The organism is Pararhodobacter sp. CCB-MM2, from assembly GCF_001691415.1.
In the GTDB taxonomy this organism is placed as follows: domain Bacteria; phylum Pseudomonadota; class Alphaproteobacteria; order Rhodobacterales; family Rhodobacteraceae; genus Pararhodobacter.
This window is the reverse complement of sequence record NZ_LRRR01000005.1, coordinates 23,206-42,057: the sequence shown is the minus strand read 5'-3', so window position 1 is coordinate 42,057 and position 18,852 is coordinate 23,206. Positions and strand designations below refer to the sequence as shown.

Annotated in this window: 15 protein-coding genes; 8 read left to right on the top strand and 7 right to left on the bottom strand. The window is 66.6% G+C overall.

What is annotated here, in order from left to right; translation table 11 throughout:
- Positions 1 to 100 precede the first annotated feature (100 nt).
- Complete coding sequence (locus tag BCY78_RS07615) at positions 101 to 1,144, bottom strand: AraC family transcriptional regulator (RefSeq protein ID WP_068300038.1); 1,044 nt, start codon at positions 1,142 to 1,144, stop codon at positions 101 to 103.
- Between the two features lie 191 nt (positions 1,145 to 1,335).
- On the opposite strand from BCY78_RS07615, the gene BCY78_RS07610 reads away from it, so the two are divergent.
- Complete coding sequence (locus BCY78_RS07610) at positions 1,336 to 2,841, top strand: ABC transporter substrate-binding protein (protein WP_068300036.1); 1,506 nt, start codon at positions 1,336 to 1,338, stop codon at positions 2,839 to 2,841.
- A 64-nt stretch (positions 2,842 to 2,905) separates the two neighbouring features.
- Here the strand turns inward: BCY78_RS07610 and BCY78_RS07605 are convergent, their stop codons facing one another.
- On the bottom strand, positions 2,906 to 3,832 hold the full coding sequence (locus BCY78_RS07605; protein ID WP_068300034.1) for a LysR family transcriptional regulator: 927 nt from the start codon (positions 3,830 to 3,832) through the stop codon (positions 2,906 to 2,908).
- A gap of 130 nt (positions 3,833 to 3,962) precedes the next feature.
- Here BCY78_RS07605 and BCY78_RS07600 point away from each other — a divergent pair, with 130 nt between their 5' ends.
- The 7 genes from BCY78_RS07600 (at position 3,963) to xylA (ending at position 14,125) form a co-directional block, all read left to right on the top strand.
- Complete coding sequence (locus BCY78_RS07600; protein WP_068300033.1) at positions 3,963 to 4,904, top strand: ABC transporter permease; 942 nt, start codon at positions 3,963 to 3,965, stop codon at positions 4,902 to 4,904.
- The gene (locus tag BCY78_RS07595; RefSeq protein ID WP_068300031.1) at positions 4,901 to 6,640 is read left to right on the top strand and encodes a dipeptide/oligopeptide/nickel ABC transporter permease/ATP-binding protein; all 1,740 of its coding nucleotides are present in this window, start codon (positions 4,901 to 4,903) and stop codon (positions 6,638 to 6,640) included. Before BCY78_RS07600 ends, BCY78_RS07595 begins: the two co-directional genes overlap by 4 nt.
- The gene (locus BCY78_RS07590) at positions 6,637 to 7,449 is read left to right on the top strand and encodes an ABC transporter ATP-binding protein (RefSeq protein WP_068300029.1); all 813 of its coding nucleotides are present in this window, start codon (positions 6,637 to 6,639) and stop codon (positions 7,447 to 7,449) included. Before BCY78_RS07595 ends, BCY78_RS07590 begins: the two co-directional genes overlap by 4 nt.
- Before the next feature lie 4 nt (positions 7,450 to 7,453).
- A complete protein-coding gene (locus BCY78_RS07585) occupies positions 7,454 to 9,232 on the top strand; it encodes a sulfatase (RefSeq protein WP_068300027.1) in 1,779 nt (592 codons plus the stop codon).
- Entirely contained in the window at positions 9,229 to 11,091 is a 1,863-nt protein-coding gene (locus tag BCY78_RS07580; RefSeq protein WP_068300025.1) for a sulfatase, read from the top strand. Before BCY78_RS07585 ends, BCY78_RS07580 begins: the two co-directional genes overlap by 4 nt.
- A complete protein-coding gene (locus BCY78_RS07575) occupies positions 11,088 to 12,740 on the top strand; it encodes a glycoside hydrolase family 3 protein (RefSeq protein WP_068300023.1) in 1,653 nt (550 codons plus the stop codon). Before BCY78_RS07580 ends, BCY78_RS07575 begins: the two co-directional genes overlap by 4 nt.
- Before the next feature lie 77 nt (positions 12,741 to 12,817).
- Entirely contained in the window at positions 12,818 to 14,125 is a 1,308-nt protein-coding gene (xylA, locus tag BCY78_RS07570) for a xylose isomerase (RefSeq protein ID WP_068300021.1), read from the top strand.
- 78 nt (positions 14,126 to 14,203) lie between these two features.
- Here the strand turns inward: xylA and BCY78_RS07565 are convergent, their stop codons facing one another.
- The 5 genes from BCY78_RS07565 to BCY78_RS07545 all read right to left on the bottom strand — a co-directional run bounded on the left by BCY78_RS07565 (position 14,204) and on the right by BCY78_RS07545 (position 18,732).
- Positions 14,204 to 14,893, bottom strand: a complete 690-nt coding sequence (locus BCY78_RS07565; protein ID WP_068300019.1) for an ABC transporter ATP-binding protein — start codon at positions 14,891 to 14,893, stop codon at positions 14,204 to 14,206.
- Positions 14,890 to 15,639 (bottom strand): ABC transporter ATP-binding protein, encoded by a 750-nt coding sequence (locus BCY78_RS07560; protein WP_068300018.1) that lies wholly within the window; start codon positions 15,637 to 15,639, stop codon positions 14,890 to 14,892. The genes BCY78_RS07565 and BCY78_RS07560 overlap by 4 nt, the downstream gene beginning before the upstream one ends.
- Entirely contained in the window at positions 15,632 to 16,600 is a 969-nt protein-coding gene (locus tag BCY78_RS07555; protein WP_068300316.1) for a branched-chain amino acid ABC transporter permease, read from the bottom strand. The genes BCY78_RS07560 and BCY78_RS07555 overlap by 8 nt, the downstream gene beginning before the upstream one ends.
- A 1-nt stretch (position 16,601) precedes the next feature.
- Positions 16,602 to 17,519, bottom strand: coding sequence for a branched-chain amino acid ABC transporter permease (locus BCY78_RS07550; RefSeq protein WP_068300016.1), 918 nt, complete (start codon positions 17,517 to 17,519; stop codon positions 16,602 to 16,604).
- Between the two features lie 67 nt (positions 17,520 to 17,586).
- Complete coding sequence (locus tag BCY78_RS07545) at positions 17,587 to 18,732, bottom strand: ABC transporter substrate-binding protein (protein WP_068300013.1); 1,146 nt, start codon at positions 18,730 to 18,732, stop codon at positions 17,587 to 17,589.
- Positions 18,733 to 18,852 lie beyond the last annotated feature (120 nt).

Sequence of the window (18,852 nt, the reverse complement as noted above, 5' to 3'; positions counted from 1 at the left end):
GTCGGTCTCCTCCCTTGGGCGCGATCGGCGCCCTCCCGGTGCGCCGCAGGAGGTTGACCATAGAGACCGCGTTGCGCGGCGTTTGACATTTTGGGACAGATCAGCCCGCGCGCTGGGCCCGCCAGTCGCGCGGCGCTTGGCCATAGGCCGTTCGGAACCATCGGCTGAAGGCGCTGAGGCTGTCGAAACCCAGAAGCGGCGCGATCTCGGTGAAGGGCTGGTCGCTGTCGGTGACATATTGCATCGCCAGCTCGCGCCGCACCCGGTCCCGCAGTTGCGAGAAGTTCACCTCGGCCCCCGCCAGCCGCCGGTTCAGCGTCCGCCGGTTGGTGCCGAGCAGGGCGGCGACGGTATCGGCCCGCGCCTCGCCGCGCGGCAGGGTCAGGACGAGGAGCTGCTGCACGCGGTACAGATAGAGGCCGGACCGGTCCTCAAGATCGGTGAGCATCGCGCTGGCCTGCGCCTCGATCCGCCCGCCGACCGGGTCCATCCGACGCGCAAGATCGGCGTTGTCCAAGACCACGCCGTTGAACTCCTGCCGAAAGTCCGGCCGGCAACCGAGGTATCGACGATAGACCCGATCCGGTAGTTTGGGGCCATGGCGAAACCCGACCGCCGCCGGTTGCCAGCCGGGACCGACCATCCAGCCGACCATGTGGACGATCGCCCGCACCACCATCTCGGCGCATTGACGCGAGAACCCGCCTTCGCCGGTCATCACATCCATCGCCAGAACCGCGCTGTCCTCGCCTTCCTCGAACGTCAGGTAGAGCGCGTTGGAATGCAGGTGCAGCGCCTTCACCAAGGTGCGCAACGCACCGCGCAAGGTGGTCTCGCGGCGCAGCAGCAGCACGATGGGCCCAAGGTCCGGCATCCCGCGCCATTCAGCGATGCGCAGGCCGAAATCCTCCTGACCGGTCAGCTCGGCACAGTGATCGAGCAGCGCCATCAGCTTGCCCACGGGAATGCGCAGATCGGGTTGGGTCAGAACGCTCGGGTCGAAATCCAACTGGGCCAGCACGCTGTCCAGCGATTGCCCCTGCAGCGCGAGATAGGCGGCAACATCGCTGAGCAGGCTGCCGCGAATATTGTGGCGCGGCAGCGGGGCAGTGGTGGCAAGAGGCGGCGAAGAGGGCACGATCATGTCCGGGGCGGGAATGCCGTCAGTTTAGAACCGGCCTCGGGCGCGGTCGAGGGCACGGCGTGCGTGCGCGTGAGTGAGAAGTTTGCGTTATCGCTGGGATCATTAATTGCATTTCTCGTAATGCCTCGGCATTGCTAGGTTGCGCCGCATCCGCCGACCCCGTGTCCGGCGAACCTTGGGAGGACTACCGAATGCGCAAGACCCTCGCCGCGGCCGCTCTGGCCGCGCTGTCGACCACCGCCTTGAGCCCGCTTCACGCGGAAGTGCCGAACGATGCCCAGACGCTGGCCCTGGCCGCGCGCATCGACAACAACAGCTTCGACCGCGCGCAGCTGATGATCGCCAACCAGGTGCAGTTCTGGCAGCCGGTGATCGAGACCCTGCTGACCGACGATCCCAACGAAGGCATCCTGCCGAACCTGGCGACGGAATGGTCCTATAACGACGACAACACCGTCCTGACCCTGACCCTGCGCGACGGCATCAGCTTCACCGATGGCACGCCCTTCGACGCGGCCGCCGTGCAAGCGAACCTTGAATACCTCGCCGCCGGTTCGGGCCAGAACGGCTATATGGCGCGCTCGATCGAGAGCTACGAGATCCTGTCGCCCACGCAGATCGCCCTGCACCTGAACGCCCCCGATCCCGCGCTGGTGTTCAACCTCTCGACCGTCGGCGGCGCCATGAGCAGCCCGGCGGCGCTGGGCCAGCCGGGTTCCGACGTGCTGCCGATCGGCACCGGCCCCTATGTCTATGACGTCGAGGATTCGATCCCGAACAGCCAGTATGTCTACCGTCGCAACGCCGACTACTGGAACCCTGAGGCCTATCCGTTCGAGGTGATCACCGTCGCCCCGATGACCGACACCGTGGCGCGGATGAACGCGCTGTTCGCGGGTCAGGTCGATGGCACCGTCGCCGATGTCCGCGCCATCGCGCAGGCCGAGGCCTCGGGCCTGTCGGTCTACGAGGCTGACGTGAACTGGGCGGGCGTGATCATTGCCGACCGTGATGGCACTGTCGCGGCACCGCTGGCCGATGTCCGGGTGCGTCAGGCGCTGAACATGGCCTTCGACGACGCCTCGATCCTGCAATATGTCGATCTGGGCCACGGCCTGCTGTCGGACCAGATCTTCCCGCCGTCGAGCCCGGCCTATGTGCCCGAGCTGGACGATTACTACCCCTACGACCCTGAGCGTGCGCGCGAGCTGCTGGCCGAAGCCGGTTATGCCGATGGGTTCGAGATCATCTTCCCGGACATCCGCCCCTTCGCCTCGTTCTATCCGATCGTGCAGCAGCAGCTGGCCGAGATCGGCATCACCGCAACCTTCGAAGCCCTGCCGCCGGGCAGCGCCATCCCGGTGATCCGCTCGGGCCGCTATGCCGCCTATGTGTTCACCTTCTCGTCGAACGACCCGTGGACCGACATCCAGCAGCACCTGACCCCGGATGCCGGCTGGAACGCCTTCCACTACAGCGACGACACGCTGAACGGGCTGATCCACGACGCGCAGATGGCCACCGGTGACGCACAGGTCGCGGCCTTCCAGGCGGTCAACCGCTACATTGTCGAGAACGCCTTCTTCGTGCCGTGGTATCGCCAGTACGGCATCTACCTGAGCGGCTCGGACGTTCATGTGGAGATGCAGCCGGGCAACCAGGCGCCGTATATCCGCAACTACAGCCCGGCTGAATAAGCCTCTGCGGTTGCAGGGAAAAACCGGCGGCCCGTCCCTGTCAGGGGGCGGGCCGTCTGTCGTTTCAGCCCCGGCCCAGCTGGGCAAAGCGGGCGCGGCTGAGGGACAGGAAGTCCTGCATCAACTCCCAGTCCGCCAGTTCCTCTCGGTGGATCAGGCCCAGCGGGATCAGCTTGCGCCGAAGGTCCAGCGGCAGGGCCACCAGCCGTGGCTCGCGCATGGAGCCGACCATCAGGTCCGACAGGATGCACAGGGAATCCGTGCGCTGGACGGTGGTCAGCACGGTCAGCAGGTTCGAGCTTTTCATCCAGAAATCCGGCTCACGCCCCAGCCGGTCCGAGATCGAATAATCCCCGGTGTCGGCATAAAGCGCCATCTCGGTATAGGCGATCCACGGGTAGTCCAGCAGCGCGGCCTCGGAATCGCGGTCGCCAGGTTTCAGCTGGCCGAAGACCGGATGCCCCTCGCGCGCGGTGATCTGCACGGTGATGTCGGTCAGCCGGTGGCGCATCAGATGCGGATGCTCGCGCCGGTCGACCCGCGTGCCGCCCAGCACCGCGTCGAGCCGCCCTTCGTCAAGATCGGAGAGCGCGCTGCCCTCGCGCAGGGCCGAGATCTCCAGCAGCAGGTTCGGATGACGGCGCCGCATTTCCTCATAGACCGGAGTCAGCACGCCCGAGCGCCAGATCGGCCCGACGCCCAGCCGCAAGGCGACGCGCTGTTCGGCCGGGTCCTGCCGCAGCTCGCCCTGCGCGATGTCCCATTGGCGGTTCATCCGGCGCGCCGTGGCCAGCACGCGTTCGCCGAACGGGGTCGGGCGCACGCCGCGCGCATGGCGCTCCAGCAATTGGCGGCCGAACGAGGCCTCCAGCAGCGCCAGCGAGCGCGACAGGGCCGGCTGCGTCAGGTTCAACTGCTCGCCCGCGCGGCGCAGGCTGCCTTGCTCGACGATCGCCTGAAAGCGGAAAAGATGGGTAAACTGGTCCAGCATGAGTGAAAAGATTCCCTTATACCTCATGGGTGTTTTTTCATTTTTTCTTTCAACTGGCAACTGCTAGATCCGCAAACGGAATGACCGGGAGACCGCAAGGCGGCACCGGGGGAGCGGGAGGGCTCAAGACATGATCGGCTATTTGCTGAAGCGTGCTGGCTTCGGGCTGGCCCTGTTGATCGTCATGTCGACGATCACGTTTTTCCTCGTGTTCAGCGGGACAGAGCGGGTCGCCGCCAACATCCTGGGCGACAACGCCTCGGATGCGGATATCGCGGCGCTGACCACGGAACTGGGCATCGACCGCCCGATGCTGGTGCAATACGGCGAATGGATGGGGGGCGCCCTGACGGGGGACCTCGGCCGCGCCTGGACCACGCCGGGCAGCGTGACCGAGATCCTGGCCCGCCGCCTGCCGGTGACCCTGTCGATCGTCGGCACCGCCGTCGTCGTCATGGCGCTGGTCTCGGCCGTGCTGGGGATCACCGCAGCCGTCAGGGGCGGCTGGGCCGACCGGCTGATCCAGCTGGTCAGCGTCATCGGTTTCGCGATCCCGAACTTCTGGCTGGGACTGATGCTGGTGGTGCTTTTCGCGCTGAACCTGCGCCTGTTGCCGGCCACCGGCTATGTCAGCTTCAGCACCTCACCGCTGGGATGGCTGGCCGCCGTGACGCTGCCCGTCACCGCGCTGGTCCTTGGCGGCATCGCCTCGGCCAGCCAGCAGGTGCGGGGCGCCGTGATCGACGCGCTGTCGCAAGACTACGTGCGAACGCTTCGGGCGCGCGGCGTGCGCTCGGCCTCGATCCTCTACCGTCACGCTTTGCGCAACGCGATGCCCGCCGCGCTGACCGTGCTGTCGGTGCAGTTCATCGCCCTCCTCGGCGGCGCCGCGATCATCGAGCGCGTCTTCGCCATTCCCGGCCTCGGCGAGCTGACCGTGCGCTCGGCCATCGTCGGCGACGTGCCGGTGCTGATGGGCGTGGTGGTCGCGATGATCATCGTCGTCATTCTCGTCAACATGGTCATCGACGTCGTCAATGCCTGGGTCAACCCGAAGGTCCGCCTGAAATGAGCGCTCCCGCAAACACCCGCGAGCGGACCTCGTTCCTGCTCTCCGTCCTGTCGAATCCGATGGGCCTGATCGCCGCGCTGATCCTGCTGGCCATGGTGCTGGTGGCGATCTTCGCTCCGCTGATCGCCCCGTTCGAGCCCAATGCCGTGCAGATCTTCAAGGTCAACGCAGCGCCCGGAAACGGCTACCTGCTGGGCGGCGACGGCTCGGGCCGGGATATCTTCTCGCGCCTCGTTTACGGCGCGCGCAACACCTTCCTCGGCGCGCTGGTCGCCGTGACGGTCGCGGGCGTGCTGGGTGTGACCGGCGGTCTGTTCGCCGGCTATTACGGCAAGACTTTCGACACCGTCTCGGGCTGGATTGCCGATGGCCTGATGGCGCTGCCCGCGATCATCGTGCTGCTGGCGCTGTTCCAGGCGCTGGGGTCGTCGATCTACCTGTCGATGGCGGTGTTCGGCGTAATGCTCTCGCCCGGCTTCTTCCGCCTGACGCGCAACCTCGTGCGCGGCGTGAAGCATGAGCTCTACATCGACGCCGCCCGCGTCGCCGGCCTCAGCGATATCCGCATCATCCTGCGCCATATCCTGCTGGTGATCCGCGCGCCCGTGGTCATTCAGGTGTCGATCGTGGCCGGTATCGCCATCGTCATTCAGGCGGGGCTTGAGTTCCTCGGCCTCGGCGACAGCAATGTTCCGACCTGGGGCGGGATGCTGCAGGACGCCTTCGCCAACCTCTATGTCGCACCGAAATCGGTCTATTGGCCGGGTCTGGCGATCAGCTTCACCGTGGCCTCGCTGGTGCTGCTGGCCAACGCGATCCGCGACCGCATGCAGCGGGGCGATGCCGCGCCGCGTGCCGCCAAGCTGCCGCCCGCGCCGACCTCGGTCACGGCGCCGCTGCCGGCCGACAAGGACGCGCTGCTGCAGGTGCAGGACCTCGTCGTCGGCTATCCTGACCGCGCGGGCTGGAAGCCGGTGGTGAAGGGCGTGTCGCTGACGCTGAAGCGTGGCGAGATCTTCGGTCTGGTCGGTGAATCCGGTTCGGGCAAGACGCAGACGGCGTTTTCGGTGCTGGGCCTACTGTCGACAGGCGGGCGCGTGCTTTCGGGCTCGATCCGCTTCGACGGGGACGAGATCACCGGCCTGTCCGAGGCCCAGCGTCACGCGCTGCGCGGCAAGCGCATCGCCTATGTGCCGCAAGAGCCGATGTCGAACCTCGATCCCTCGTTCAAGATCGGCTTCCAGCTGGTCGAGCCGATGGTGACCGTGCTGGGCATCTCCAAAGCCGAGGCCAAGGCGCGCGCGCTGCAACTCCTTGCCCGCGTCGGCCTGCCGGACCCGGAGCGCGTGTTCCGTTCCTATCCGCATGAAATCTCGGGCGGGATGGCGCAGCGCGTGCTGATCGCCGGGGCGGTGTCCTGCAACCCCGATCTGCTGATCGCCGACGAGCCGACCACGGCGCTCGACGTGACGGTGCAGATGGAGGTGCTGGAACTCATGCGCGACCTGCAGGCCGAGTTCGGCATGTCGATCATCCTCGTCACCCACAATTTCGGCGTCGTCGCCGACATGTGCGACACGGTCGCGGTGATGAAGGACGGCCAGATCGTCGAGACCGCCTCGGCTGACGCCCTCTTTGCCGATCCGCAGCACGATTACACCAAGATGCTGCTGGGTTCGGTGCTGGAAGACCCCGAAACGCGCAGCTACCGCGCGCCTGAGGAGAGTGCCGCATGACCGCTCCTGTCCTTCTCGACGTCAGAGGCGTCAACACGATCTTCGGCGCGCATCATGTCCTGAAGGACGTGAGCTTCACCATCCGCCCCGGCGAGACCGTGGGTCTGGTGGGGGAATCCGGCTCGGGCAAGACGACCATCGGCCGTGCGATCCTCGGGATCGGGCCGGTGAGCTCGGGCAGCCTGATGTTCCAGGGCCAGGAGATCGCAGGCCTCGCGCCCCGCGAGCGCAAGGGCGATGCCGCCCGCATTCAGGCCGTGTTCCAGGACCCATACACCTCGCTCAACCCGTCGATGACGATCGAGGACATCCTCGCCGAGCCGGTGGTGGCGCGAGGCATCCAGTCGGTGTCCGAGGCCCGGGCGCGCGTGCGCGAACTCCTCGATGCCGTGAACCTGCCGGCCGATGCCGCGCACCGCTTCCCGCGTGAATTCTCGGGTGGCCAGCGGCAGCGCGTCGCCATCGCCCGTGCGCTGGCGCTGCAGCCGAAGCTCATCGTCTGTGACGAGCCGGTCTCGGCCCTCGATCTGTCGACGCAGGCCCGCGTGCTGGACCTCTTCGTCGAGCTGCAGGAGCGCACCGGCGTCGCCTATCTGTTCGTGAGCCACGATCTTGCGGTCGTCCGCCACATCTCGCACCGCGTGGCGGTGATGCGGGGCGGCGAGATCGTCGAGTTCGGCGAGTGCGATCAGGTCACCGCCCGGCCGGAGCATCCCTATACGCAGCGCCTGCTGCTGGCGGCTCCGGTCGCCAACCCGGCCCGTCAGGCCGAGCGCCGCGCGGCCTTCCGCGCCCTTCAGAAGGCCTGAGCCCATGCGCGCCATCGTCGTCATGTTCGACAGCCTCAACCGCGCGATGCTGCCCCCCTATGGCGGCACCGAAGCCCATGCGCGCAATTTCGCGCGGCTGGCTGAACGCTCGGTGACCTTCGACCGTTGCTATGCGGGCTCGATGCCCTGCATGCCGGCGCGGCGCGAGATGCACACGGGGCGCTACAACTTCCTTCACCGGTCCTGGAGCCCGCTGGAGCCCTTCGACGACAGCGTTCCGCAGATGCTGAAGAAGGCGGGCGTCTATACCCATCTGATCACCGATCACCAGCACTACTGGGAAGACGGCGGCGCGACCTATCACAACCGCTTTGCCTCGTATGAGTTCATCCGGGGGCAGGAGGGCGATCTGTGGAAGGCCGATGTGGCCGGCACCGATCCGGCACGGCTGACGGACATCGGCTACCGGATGCGTGCGCAGGACCGCGTGAACCGCCGTTACATGGAGACCGAGGATCTGCATCCGCAGACCTTGGTGTTCAACGCGGGGCTGGAGTTCATCGCGGACAACGCAGGCGCCGACAATTGGCTGGTGCAGATCGAGACCTTCGATCCGCATGAGCCCTTCTATTCCACCCCGCGCCATGTCGCGCTGCATGGCGATCCGCAGGGGGGCGATGCCGGGTTCGACTGGCCGCCCTATGCCCGCGTGACCGAGGAAGAAGCGACCGAGGAGGTCGCGCGCAACCGCTATCTCTCGCTTCTGGCGATGTGTGACGAGAGCCTCGGCCGTGTCTTGGACCTGATGGACGCTCAGGACATGTGGGGCGACACCGCCCTCATCGTCTGCACCGATCACGGTTACATGCTGGGCGAAAAGGGCTGGTGGGGCAAGAACATCCAGCCTTGGTACAGTGAGACGATCAACACGCCGCTGTTCATCTGGGATCCGCGCGCGGGTGTGGCGGGCGAGCGTCGCGAGGCGCTGGTGCAGACCATCGACTTCGGCCCGACGATGCTCGATCTGTTCGGGCAGGCGGCGACGAAGGACATGCAGGGCCGCGCGCTGGCCCCGGTGATCGCCTCGGATACGCCTTTGCGTGAAGGGGGCCTGTTCGGCACCCACGGCGGCCATGTGAACGTGACGGACGGCCGCTATGTCTACATGCGCGCGCCGGCCGCGGCGGCGAATGCGCCTTTGTTCGACTACACACTGATGCCGATGACCATGCGGGCGATGCTGTCGCCGGTGGAATTGGCCAAGGCCGAGCTGATACCGGGTTTCGCCTTCACCAAGGGCGCGCCGGTGCTGAAATTGCCCGCGACGCCGGTTGGAAATGCCTTCAGCTACGGCAGCTTGCTGTTCGATCTTGAGACCGATCCTGAACAGGAAAACCCGCTGATCGACGACGCGCTGGAGCTGCGGATGGCCGATCTGCTGGTCCGCCTGATGCGCGAGAGCGAGGCGCCCTCGGAGCAATACCAACGCCTCGGCCTGCCTGCCGAGGGTGCGGTGACCGAGGCGCATCTGCTGTGCGCCGCCCAAGCCGCGCAGGCCGAGAAGGCCCGCCGTCCTGCCGTCCGCCGCGATGCCTTCCCGCCCGACGCGTTGGTGCGGACCGAGCCGGTCGGGCGTCTGATGACCGACCCCAAGGCCGCCGACCTCTTGGCCGCCGAGCTGCCGGTGCTGAAGAACCAAGCCGCGCGCGCCTATGTCGGCCACAAGACCGTGCTCGAGATCGCGGCAATGCAGGCGGGCGTGGGCCTCGACGTCCTGACCCGGCTGGAAGCGCAATTGCAGGCGCTGGGAGAGACGGCATGACGCGTCCCAACATCCTCTGCCTCGTCTCCGAGGATTGCCCGCCGCGCCTCGGCAGCTACGGCGACAAACTCGCGCGCACCCCGAACCTCGACCGCCTGGCGGCAGAAGGCGTCAGCTGGGACGCCGCGATGTGCACCTCGCCGGTCTGCGCGCCCTCGCGTTTCGCGATCCTGACCGGGCGCTATGGCGAGAGCGTGCCGCCCGCGCAGCAGATGACCGCTTGGGGTGATCTGCCCGAGGGGATCACGACCTATCCGCAGATGATGCGCGCCGCCGGCTATTACTGCACCAACAATTCGAAGACCCATTATAACGTCGATCTCGCCGATCCGACCGCGCTGTGGGACGAATGCTCGGGCCAAGCGCATTGGAAGAACCGGGCCGAGGGCCAGCCCTTCCTCGCGGTGTTCAACTGCATGTTCACGCATGAATCCTGCGTGTTCGAGCCGAAGCCGGGTGCCGTGAGCCCCGAGGACGTGACGCTGCCCGGCCATCTGCCGGACCTGCCTGAATTGCGGCAGGACCTCGCCAGCTATTACAACCGCATCGCCGATATGGACGCCTGGATGGGCGCGCGTCTGGCGGAGTTGGAGGCGGCGGGGCTCATGGAGGATACGATCATCCTCTATCATTCCGACCACGCCTCGCCGCTCGCCCGTTCGAAGCGGTTCTGCTACGATGACGGCCTTCGCGTGCCGCTGATTGCCCGCGTGCCCGAGAAGTGGCGGCATCTGCTGCCGGACGCGCCCGGTGCGCGGATCGCCACACCCGTCTCGCTGGTCGATCTGCCGCAGACCCTCGCCGCGGTTGCCGGCATCGAGGCGCCGGAGGGGATGCAGGGCGTGCCTTTCATGGGGCCGGAGCGTCCGGCCCGGACCTATGCCGCCTCCAGCCGCGACCGGATGGATTCGCGCTATGACCTGACGAGGACCCTGCGGTCGGAACGCTTCCGCTACATCCGCAACTACGCGCCGCATCGTCCTTGGGGGCAGTATTACTCCTACGCCTGGCTGGCCGAGGGTTATCGCGCCTATGAGGCCGCCTTCCTCGCCGGGCAGCTGACCGAGGTTCAGGCGCGCTTCTGGCAGCCGAAACCGGTCGAGGAACTCTATGACATGGCGGCCGATCCGGACGCGCTGGTCAACCTCGCCACTGATCCCGCCCATACCGCGACCCTCGCCGAGATGAGCGCCGCCATGGACGCGCATATGCTGGCGATCCACGATTGCGGGCTGATCCCGGAACGCTCGCCCGCCGAGGTGCTGCCGGAGCGCAACGATCCCGCCGTCTACCCGCTGCCCCGCGTGCTGGAGCTGGCCAATCTGGCGATCCGGCGTGACCCTGCGAACCTGCCGCGTTTCCTCACCGCGCTCACCGATCCCTCGGCCGTCATCCGCTACTGGGCCGCACAGGGGCTCCTGATCCTCGCCGCCGCAGGCCAGCGCCTGCCGCATGCGGTGATGCTGGCAACCGAGGCCGAGGAGGATGCGGACGTGCTCGTGGCGCTCTGGGAGGCGATCGGCCATTCCCATGACGCGGCCACGGCGGCGCTGCATCTGACGGCGCTCGCCGACAAGTCGAACCCGCGCCACATCCGCATCAAGGCGCTGGCAGCCCTGACCGCGCTGCCGCCCTATCCGGCGATCTCGCGCGCCACGGTGGCCGAGGCCGCCGAGGAAGACAGCCAGGACGTGATCGGCGCCGCCGGCTACCTGCTGCACCTTCTGGACGGCAGCTACACGCCGCAGACCCGCATCTTCAATTACGACAAGTTTCTCAAGCACATGGAAGGGCATTCGGGCATCGGTCCGCAGTCCTTCCCCGACCCAGACACCCTACGCCCGAGGAGGATCGCATGACGCTGGACCTTTCCCATCTGACCAAGCCGCCGTTCTCGCTGGACCGCGAGGCGCTGGCCTGGGTCGAGGCGACCTTCCACGCTCTGTCCGAGACCGAGAAGGTCGGCCAGCTGTTCAACATGCTCTCACGCGGGCATGAACCTGACGAGCGCGAGATCTTCCAGAAGTTCCGGCCGGGCGGCATCACCCGCTATTTCAACGCCGATGCCCAGACCGAGCGCGAGCGGCTGGCGACACTGCAGGCGGATGCCTCGGTGCCGCTGCTGGTGTCGTGCGACCTCGAAGGCTCGCGCATGAGCCTGCCCTTCGGCACGCAGGTGCCGAACCCGCTGGCACTCTCGGCCATCGACGATCTGGCCGTGACCGAGGAAGTCAGCCGCATCATGGCCGCCGAGGCCCGCGCCGTGGGCATCAACTGGTCCTTCACGCCGGTTCTGGACATCAACGCCAAGACCCGCTCTTCCATCGTCGCGACCCGCGGTTTCGGCAACGATCCCGAGCGCATCGCGCGTCATGCGATGACGCAGATCCGCGTGTTCCAGGAGATGGGCATCGCCGCCACCGCCAAGCATTGGCCGGGCGAGGGGCATGACGACCGCGACCAGCATCTGGTGACGACGATCAACCCCTTGTCGATGGACGAGTGGAACGAGACGCATGGCCGGCTCTATCGGCAGGCGATCGATCTCAACGTGCTGGCGGTGATGTCGGCGCATATCGCGCTGCCGTCCTTTGCCGCGGCGCAGGGCGTCACGGGCGTCGATCTGTACCGCCCGGCCTCGCTGAGCCATCTTTTGAACGTGCAGCTTCTGCGGCAGGAGCTGGGCTTCAACGGCATCATCGTGTCGGATGCCAGCGAGATGGGCGGGGTGTCCTCGTTCATGGGCGTGACCGACGCGAAGGTCGAGATCATCCGCGCCGGCAACGACATGATCCTGTTCTCGAACAATGCCGAAAAGCATTTCGGCGCGGTGCTGGAAGCGGTGCAGAGCGGCCTCATTCCGGCCGCTCGCTTTGCCGAGGCCGTGACCCGCGTGCTGGCCCTCAAGGCCGCGCTGGGTCTGCACCGGGGCGAGGCGCTGCCGCCGCTGCCCGAGCGTCAGGATTCGGTGATCAAGCCCTTGCTGCGCCGCGCGCCGGTGTTGGAGAAGGACGTGAACGACCTGCTGCCGATCTCGCCCGAGACGCATCGCCGCGTCCTCGTGATCGCGCCCGGCATCGTCGAGCCCTTGTGGAACACCACGCTGCCGGTGGTCTTCCCGGACCTGCTGGCCAAGGAGGGATTCGAGGTCACCGTGCATCCGATCGGCACGCCCTTCGTCGCCACGGATTTCGACCTCGTGATCTATGCCTTCTCGGAAGAGACGCTGCTGACCCGCGGGCGGATCTTCCTCGATTGGGCCAAGCTCGGCGGGGGCATGCGCGGCGCGATGCAGCGGTCTTGGCACGAGGTGCCGACGCTGATGATCTCGTTTGGCTATCCGTACTACCTCTATGACGCGCCGCGCGTGCCGACCTACATCAACGCCTTCGCCACGATGGACGGCATGCAGGAGGCGGTCGTCGACCTGCTGCTCGGCCGCGGCGGCGAATGGAACGACAACAGCCCGGTCGACGCCTTCGACGGCGTGCCCGACGCGCGGTTCTGAGACCCGTTTTCCCCCTGAAAAAACCGGGCGGTGCCGCCGCCCGGCTGACCTTCCATGTCCAACCTCCTGAGGACCCCATGAGCACTGGCTTCTTCGACGGCATCGCGCCGATCCGCTACGCCGGCCCCGACGCCGATGGCGATCTGGCCTTCCGCCACTACAACCCGGACGAGATCGTCCTTGGCAAGCGAATGGAGGATCACCTCCGTTTCGCCGTCGCCTATTGGCATTCCTTTGCCTGGGAAGGCGGCGATCCCTTCGGCGGCTCGACGCTGGAACGCCCGTGGTATCCGCAGGATTCGATGGAGCGCGCCAAGGCCAAGGCCGACGCCGCCTTCGAGATGTTCGCAATCCTCGGCCAACCCTATTACTGCTGGCACGACGCCGACATCCGCCCGGATCAGGGCGATTTCGCCGCGAACCTGAAGACCCTGAACGAGATCACCGATTACCTCGGCGAGAAGGCGGAAAAGCAGGGCACGAAGCTCCTCTGGGGCACGGCCAACATGTTCAGCCATCGCCGCTGGATGTCGGGCGCCTCGACCAATCCCGATCCCGAGGTCTTCGCCTTTGCCGCGGCGACGGTGAAATCCTGCATGGACGCGACCCACAAGCTCGGTGGCGAGAACTACGTCCTCTGGGGCGGTCGTGAGGGCTATGAGACGCTGCTCAACACCGACCTTTCGCAGGAGCTGGACCACATGGGCCGCTTCCTCAACATGGTCGTCGAGTACAAGCACAAGATCGGCTTCAAGGGCACGATCCTCGTCGAGCCGAAGCCGCAGGAGCCGTCGAAGCACCAGTATGATTTCGACGCCGCCACCTGCATCGGCTTCCTGCGCAAATACGGTCTGGAGGGCGAGGTGAAGCTGAACCTCGAACAGGGTCACGCGATCCTCGCCGGCCATTCCTTCGAGCATGAGATCGCCGTGGCCTGCGCCGAGGGCATGCTGGGGTCGATCGACATGAACCGCAACGACTACCAATCGGGCTGGGACACGGACCAGTTCCCCAACAACGTGCCGGAAGTCGCGCTGGCCTATTACCACATCCTGAAATCGGGTGGTCTGGGCACCGGCGGCACCAATTTCGACGCCAAGATCCGCCGTCAGTCGCTGGACGCCGAAGACCTGATCGCCGGCCATGTCGGCGCGATGGACATCTGCGCCCGCGGCCTGAAAGCCGCCGCCGCGATGATCGAGGATGGTGGGCTGGAGGCCAATCTGAAGGCCCGTTATTCGGGTTGGGAAACCCCCGAGGCGCAGGCGATGCTGAGCTCGGATCTGGACACGATCACCGCGCAGGTTCTGGCCAAGGGCACCAACCCGCGTCCGGTCTCGGGCCGCCAGGAACGTCTGGAAAACTACGTCAACCGCTTCGTCTGAAACGCGGCCTGACGTTTGCAAGGAAACGCCCCCGGGGTTGGCCGGGGGCGTTTTTCGTTGGTCAGTCGGCGCGCGGCGTCAGAGACCCAGATACTGGCTTTCGATCTCGGGCGTGATCTGGTCGGCGGTGCCGGTCCAGGCGGTGCGGCCGCGCTCGAGGATCACGCAATGATCGGCGATGGGTTTCAGCTCCTTCAGCGTCTTGTCGACGATCAGGATCGACTGGCCCTGCGCCTTCAACCGTTTGATCGAGGCCCAGATCTCGGCGCGGATCACCGGGGCCAGCCCCTCGGTCGCCTCGTCGAGGATCAGAAGCCGCGGGTTCGTCATCAGCGCGCGCCCGATCGCCAGCATCTGCTGCTCGCCACCCGAAAGCGTCGAGGCCTGCTGGTCCGCCCGCTCGCCCAGTCGCGGGAAGAAGTCGCGTACGGTTTTCAGCGTCCAGGGGCCGGGGCGGGCGGCGGCGATCAGGTTCTCGTCGACCGTGAGCGTGGCAAAGCAGCGCCGGCCCTCAGGCACGAGGCCGATGCCGAGCCGGGCGGCCTTGTACGAGGGCAGGGCGGTGATCTCGCGCCCGTCGAAGAAGACCTTGCCCTTGGCCACGCCATGCATCCGGCTCAAGGCCTTGATGGTGGTCGATTTCCCCATGCCGTTGCGGCCCATCAGCGCCACGGCCTGACCGGGCTCGATGGTCAGATCGACGCCGAACAGGGCCTGCGAGGCGCCGTAGAACACCTCCAGCCCCTCGATCTTGGCGAGAGCGGTCATGCTTCCTCTCCCAGATAGGCTTCGCGCACGCGCGGGTCGTTGCGGATCTCGTCGACGGTGCCGGTGGCGATCACCTGCCCGTAGACCAGCACGCTGAGGCGGTCGGCCAGGGCGAAGACCGCGTCCATGTCGTGCTCCACCAGCAAAATCGGCGCCTCGGTCTTCAGGTCTCGCAAGAAGGTGACCAGCGCGCCGACGCCCTCGGCGCCCATGCCGGCCATGGGTTCGTCCAGCAGGAAGCACGCAGGCTCAAGGGCCAGCGCAACGGCGATCTCCAGCAAGCGGCGCTCGCCATGCGACAGCTCCGCCGACGGGACCGAGGCACGGCCGCGTAGGCCCACCCGGTCAAGGATCGCATCGGCCCGGTCCCGAAGGCCCCGGTCGCGCATCACCGGCATCAGGAACCGGAAGGAGTGGCCCTGCCGTGCCTGCAACGCCAACATCACGTTGCGCCGGGCGGAATAATCCGGGATCAGCGACGAGATCTGAAAGCTGCGCCCCAGCCCCAGCCGTGCGCGTTGCGCCACGTCGAGGCGGGTGATGTCGTGTCCGCGGAAGGTGATCGTCCCCGCATCCGGCAGGACCCGGCCCGAGATCTGTCCGATCAGCGTGGATTTCCCCGCGCCGTTGGGGCCGATCAGGGCATGGATCTCGCCGGGGTTCAGGGTCAGCGAGACGCCGTCGGTGGCCTTCAGCGCGCCGAAGCTCTTGTGCAGGTCGGTGAGGGTGAGGACAGGCTCAGCCAAGGCGTTCCCTCCCGGCGATCAGGGCGACGATGCCGCCGCGGTTGAACAGGACGGCCGCCAGCAGCACGAGGCCCAGCCAGAGCTTCCAATGCTCGGTCAGCCCGCCGAAGAAGACCTCGAACCCGACGAGGAAGGCCGCACCGGCCACCGGTCCGAACAGCCGCCCGGTGCCGCCGAGGATGATGATGACGATAAGCTCGCCCGACATGGTCCAGGCCATGGCCGCCGGGCTGGCAAAACGCGACAGATCGGCCATCAGCGCGCCGGCGAGGCCGGTGATCATGCCCGAGATGACGAAGGCCGCCAGTTTCACGCCGAAGGGATTGATCCCCAGTGAGGCGACGCGGTCCGGGTTCTGCCGGATCGCCATCAGTGCCGCGCCGAAGCGCGAGGCGCGGATCAGGGCGAAGACCCCCAGCGCCAGCATCAGCACGCCCCAGCAGACGATGAACAGCTCGAATGGCCGCATGGTGTTGAGGCCCGGAAACTGGTTGCGCACATAGATCGGCAGGCCGTCCTCGCCGCCATAGGCGGGCCAGGAGACGGCGAAGTAATAGACCATCTGCGCGAAGGCGAGGGTGATCATGATGAAGAAGATGCCCGAGGTGCGCAGGCTGAACGCCCCGATCACCGCGGCCAAGAGCCCCGACAGCACCATCGCCACCGGCCAGATGATCAGCATCTGATTGGTGCCCGGCAGGCCGAGGATCGGCGCGCCGTTGAAGGCATGTTGGGCCAAGATCCCCGCCACATAGCCGCCGAGGCCGAAGTACACGGCATGCCCGAAGGACACCATGCCGCCCAGCCCCAGCGCGATGTTCAGCCCGATGCCGGCCAGCGCGAGGATGGCGATCCGGGTGAACAGCGTGATGGTGAAGGGCGCGCCGTTGTACAGCGCCCAGATCGGCACCAGCAGAAGGCCGAGGGCCAGAAGCGCGTTCAGCGCATATTCGCGTTTGATATCAGCCATGGATCGGGAACAGTCCCTTGGGCTTGATCACGAGGACCAGCGCCATCAGAAGATAGATCAGCATCGAGGCCAGCGCGGCGCCGACGCCGCTCGCCTGGTTCACCTCCATGAAGGTGGCGAAGATGCGCGGCAGCAGGAAACGGCCCATCGTGTCGATGATGCCCACCATGAGCGCCCCGACCATCGCCCCCCGGATCGAGCCGATGCCGCCGATGACGATGACCACGAAGGCGAGGATCAGCACCGGCTCGCCCATGCCCACCTGCACCGATTGCACGGCGCCGACCAGCGCGCCCGCCATGCCCGCAAGCCCCGCACCCAGTGCGAAGACCACGGTGTACAGCGCGCGGATGTTGACGCCGAGGGCGGCGATCATCTCCCGGTCGTTCTCGCCGGCGCGGATGCGGACACCCAACCGGGTGCGCGCGATCAGGAACCACAGACCCACCGCGACCAGAAGGCCGAAGCCGATCAGCGCGAGGCGATAGAGCGGATATTCCGTGAGCCCGAGGTTCACCGTCCCCGTCAGCAGCGGCGGCACATCGAGATACAGCGGGAACGGCCCGAACAGGATCTTGGTGCCCTCGCTCAGGATCAGGATCAGCGCATAGGTCGCCAGCACCTGATCGAGGTGGTCGCGGCTGTAGAGCCGGCGCAGCACCGTCATCTCGATCAGCGCGCCCGCGGCGGCGGCGGCGGCCATGCCGGCGGCGAGGCCCAGCCAGAAATTGCCGGTCAGCCCGGCGGCGGCGGCGCAGAAGAAGGCGCCGATCATGAACAGCGAGCCATGCGCGAGGTTGATCAGCCCCATCACGCCGAACACCAGCGTCAGGCCGGCGGACATGAGGAACAGCATCAGCCCGAATTGCAGGCCGTTGAGGAATTGTTCGAAGAGGAGAGCGGCGGTCACGGTACCCCCAGGGCGGGCCGTTGAAGGACGAGGGGTGCGGGCTCGTAGCCTGCACCCCTCAAGCGGATCATTCCATGCCGCAATCGGCGGCGTAGACGTCCTGATGGTTCTCGAAGGCGGTACCGACGATCCGGTTGGTCAGCACGCCGTCGACCGACACGACCTCGCGGGCATAGTAGTTCTGGATCGGGTGCTGGTTGTTGCCGAAGGCGAACTCACCGCGCACGGCGTCGAAGTCAGCCGCCCGAAGCGCCGCCCGGAACGCGTCCAGATCCGAGATATCGGCGGCATTCAGGGCCGAGAGGATCAGGTTCGCCGTGTCGAAGGCCTGCGCGGCATAGACCGAGGGCAGGCGGTCATAGGCTTCCTGGAAACCGGCGACGAAGGCGGTGTTCGCCTCGTTGTCCATGTCCGGCGACCATTCGGCGGTGTTGATCACGCCCAAAGCCGCATCGCCCACGGCCGGCAGCACGTCCTGGCTGAAGGTGAAGGCCGCCGAGATGATCGGCAGGTCGACGCCCGATTGCGCGTATTGGCGCATGAAGCTGATGCCCATACCGCCCGGCTCGAAGATGAAGATCGAATCGGCGCCCGAGGCCCGGATCTGCGCGATCTCGGCGGCGAAATCGGTCTGGCCCAGCTGGGTATACACCTCACCGGCCAGCTCGCCCTGGAAGAAGCGCTTGAAGCCGGTCAGCGCGTCAACGCCTGCCGGGTAGTTCGGCGCCATGATAAAGGCGTTCTGATAGCCGAGCGTGTTGGCGTATTCGCCCGCGGCCTCGTGCATGGTGTCGTTCTGATAGGCCGCGTTGAAGTAGTTGGGCGTGCAGCCCGCGCCGGCCAGTGCCGAGGGACCGGCGTTCGGCGAGATATAGATCACGTCCTGCGCGGTCACGGCGGGCACCACGGCCATGGCGAGGTTCGACCAGACGATGCCGGTCAGGATCTGCGCGCCTTCCGACTGGATCATGCGATCGGCGATCTGCACGGCGGCCTCGGGGCGCTGGCCGTCATCCTCGACGACGAGATGGATGGCATCGGTGCCGGCCATGTCCAGCGCCAGCTGGAAGCCGTCGCGGATATCGACGCCGAGGCCCGCGCCGCCGCCTGACAGCGTGGTGATCAGGCCCACGGTCACCGGATCGGCCATCGCCGCACCGGTCGAGAGCGCCAGGGCCGAGGCGCCGGCCAGAAGGGTCTTGTGAAGGGTCATCAGGATATCTCCCCAGAGGTTGAGGGCCGTTCTGTCGCGGCCTGATGGGGGGAGCGTAGCAGTCTCGATCAACCTTGCAAGAATTATTTCAAGTCCAAAATGTTGCTTTGACAGCCTGCC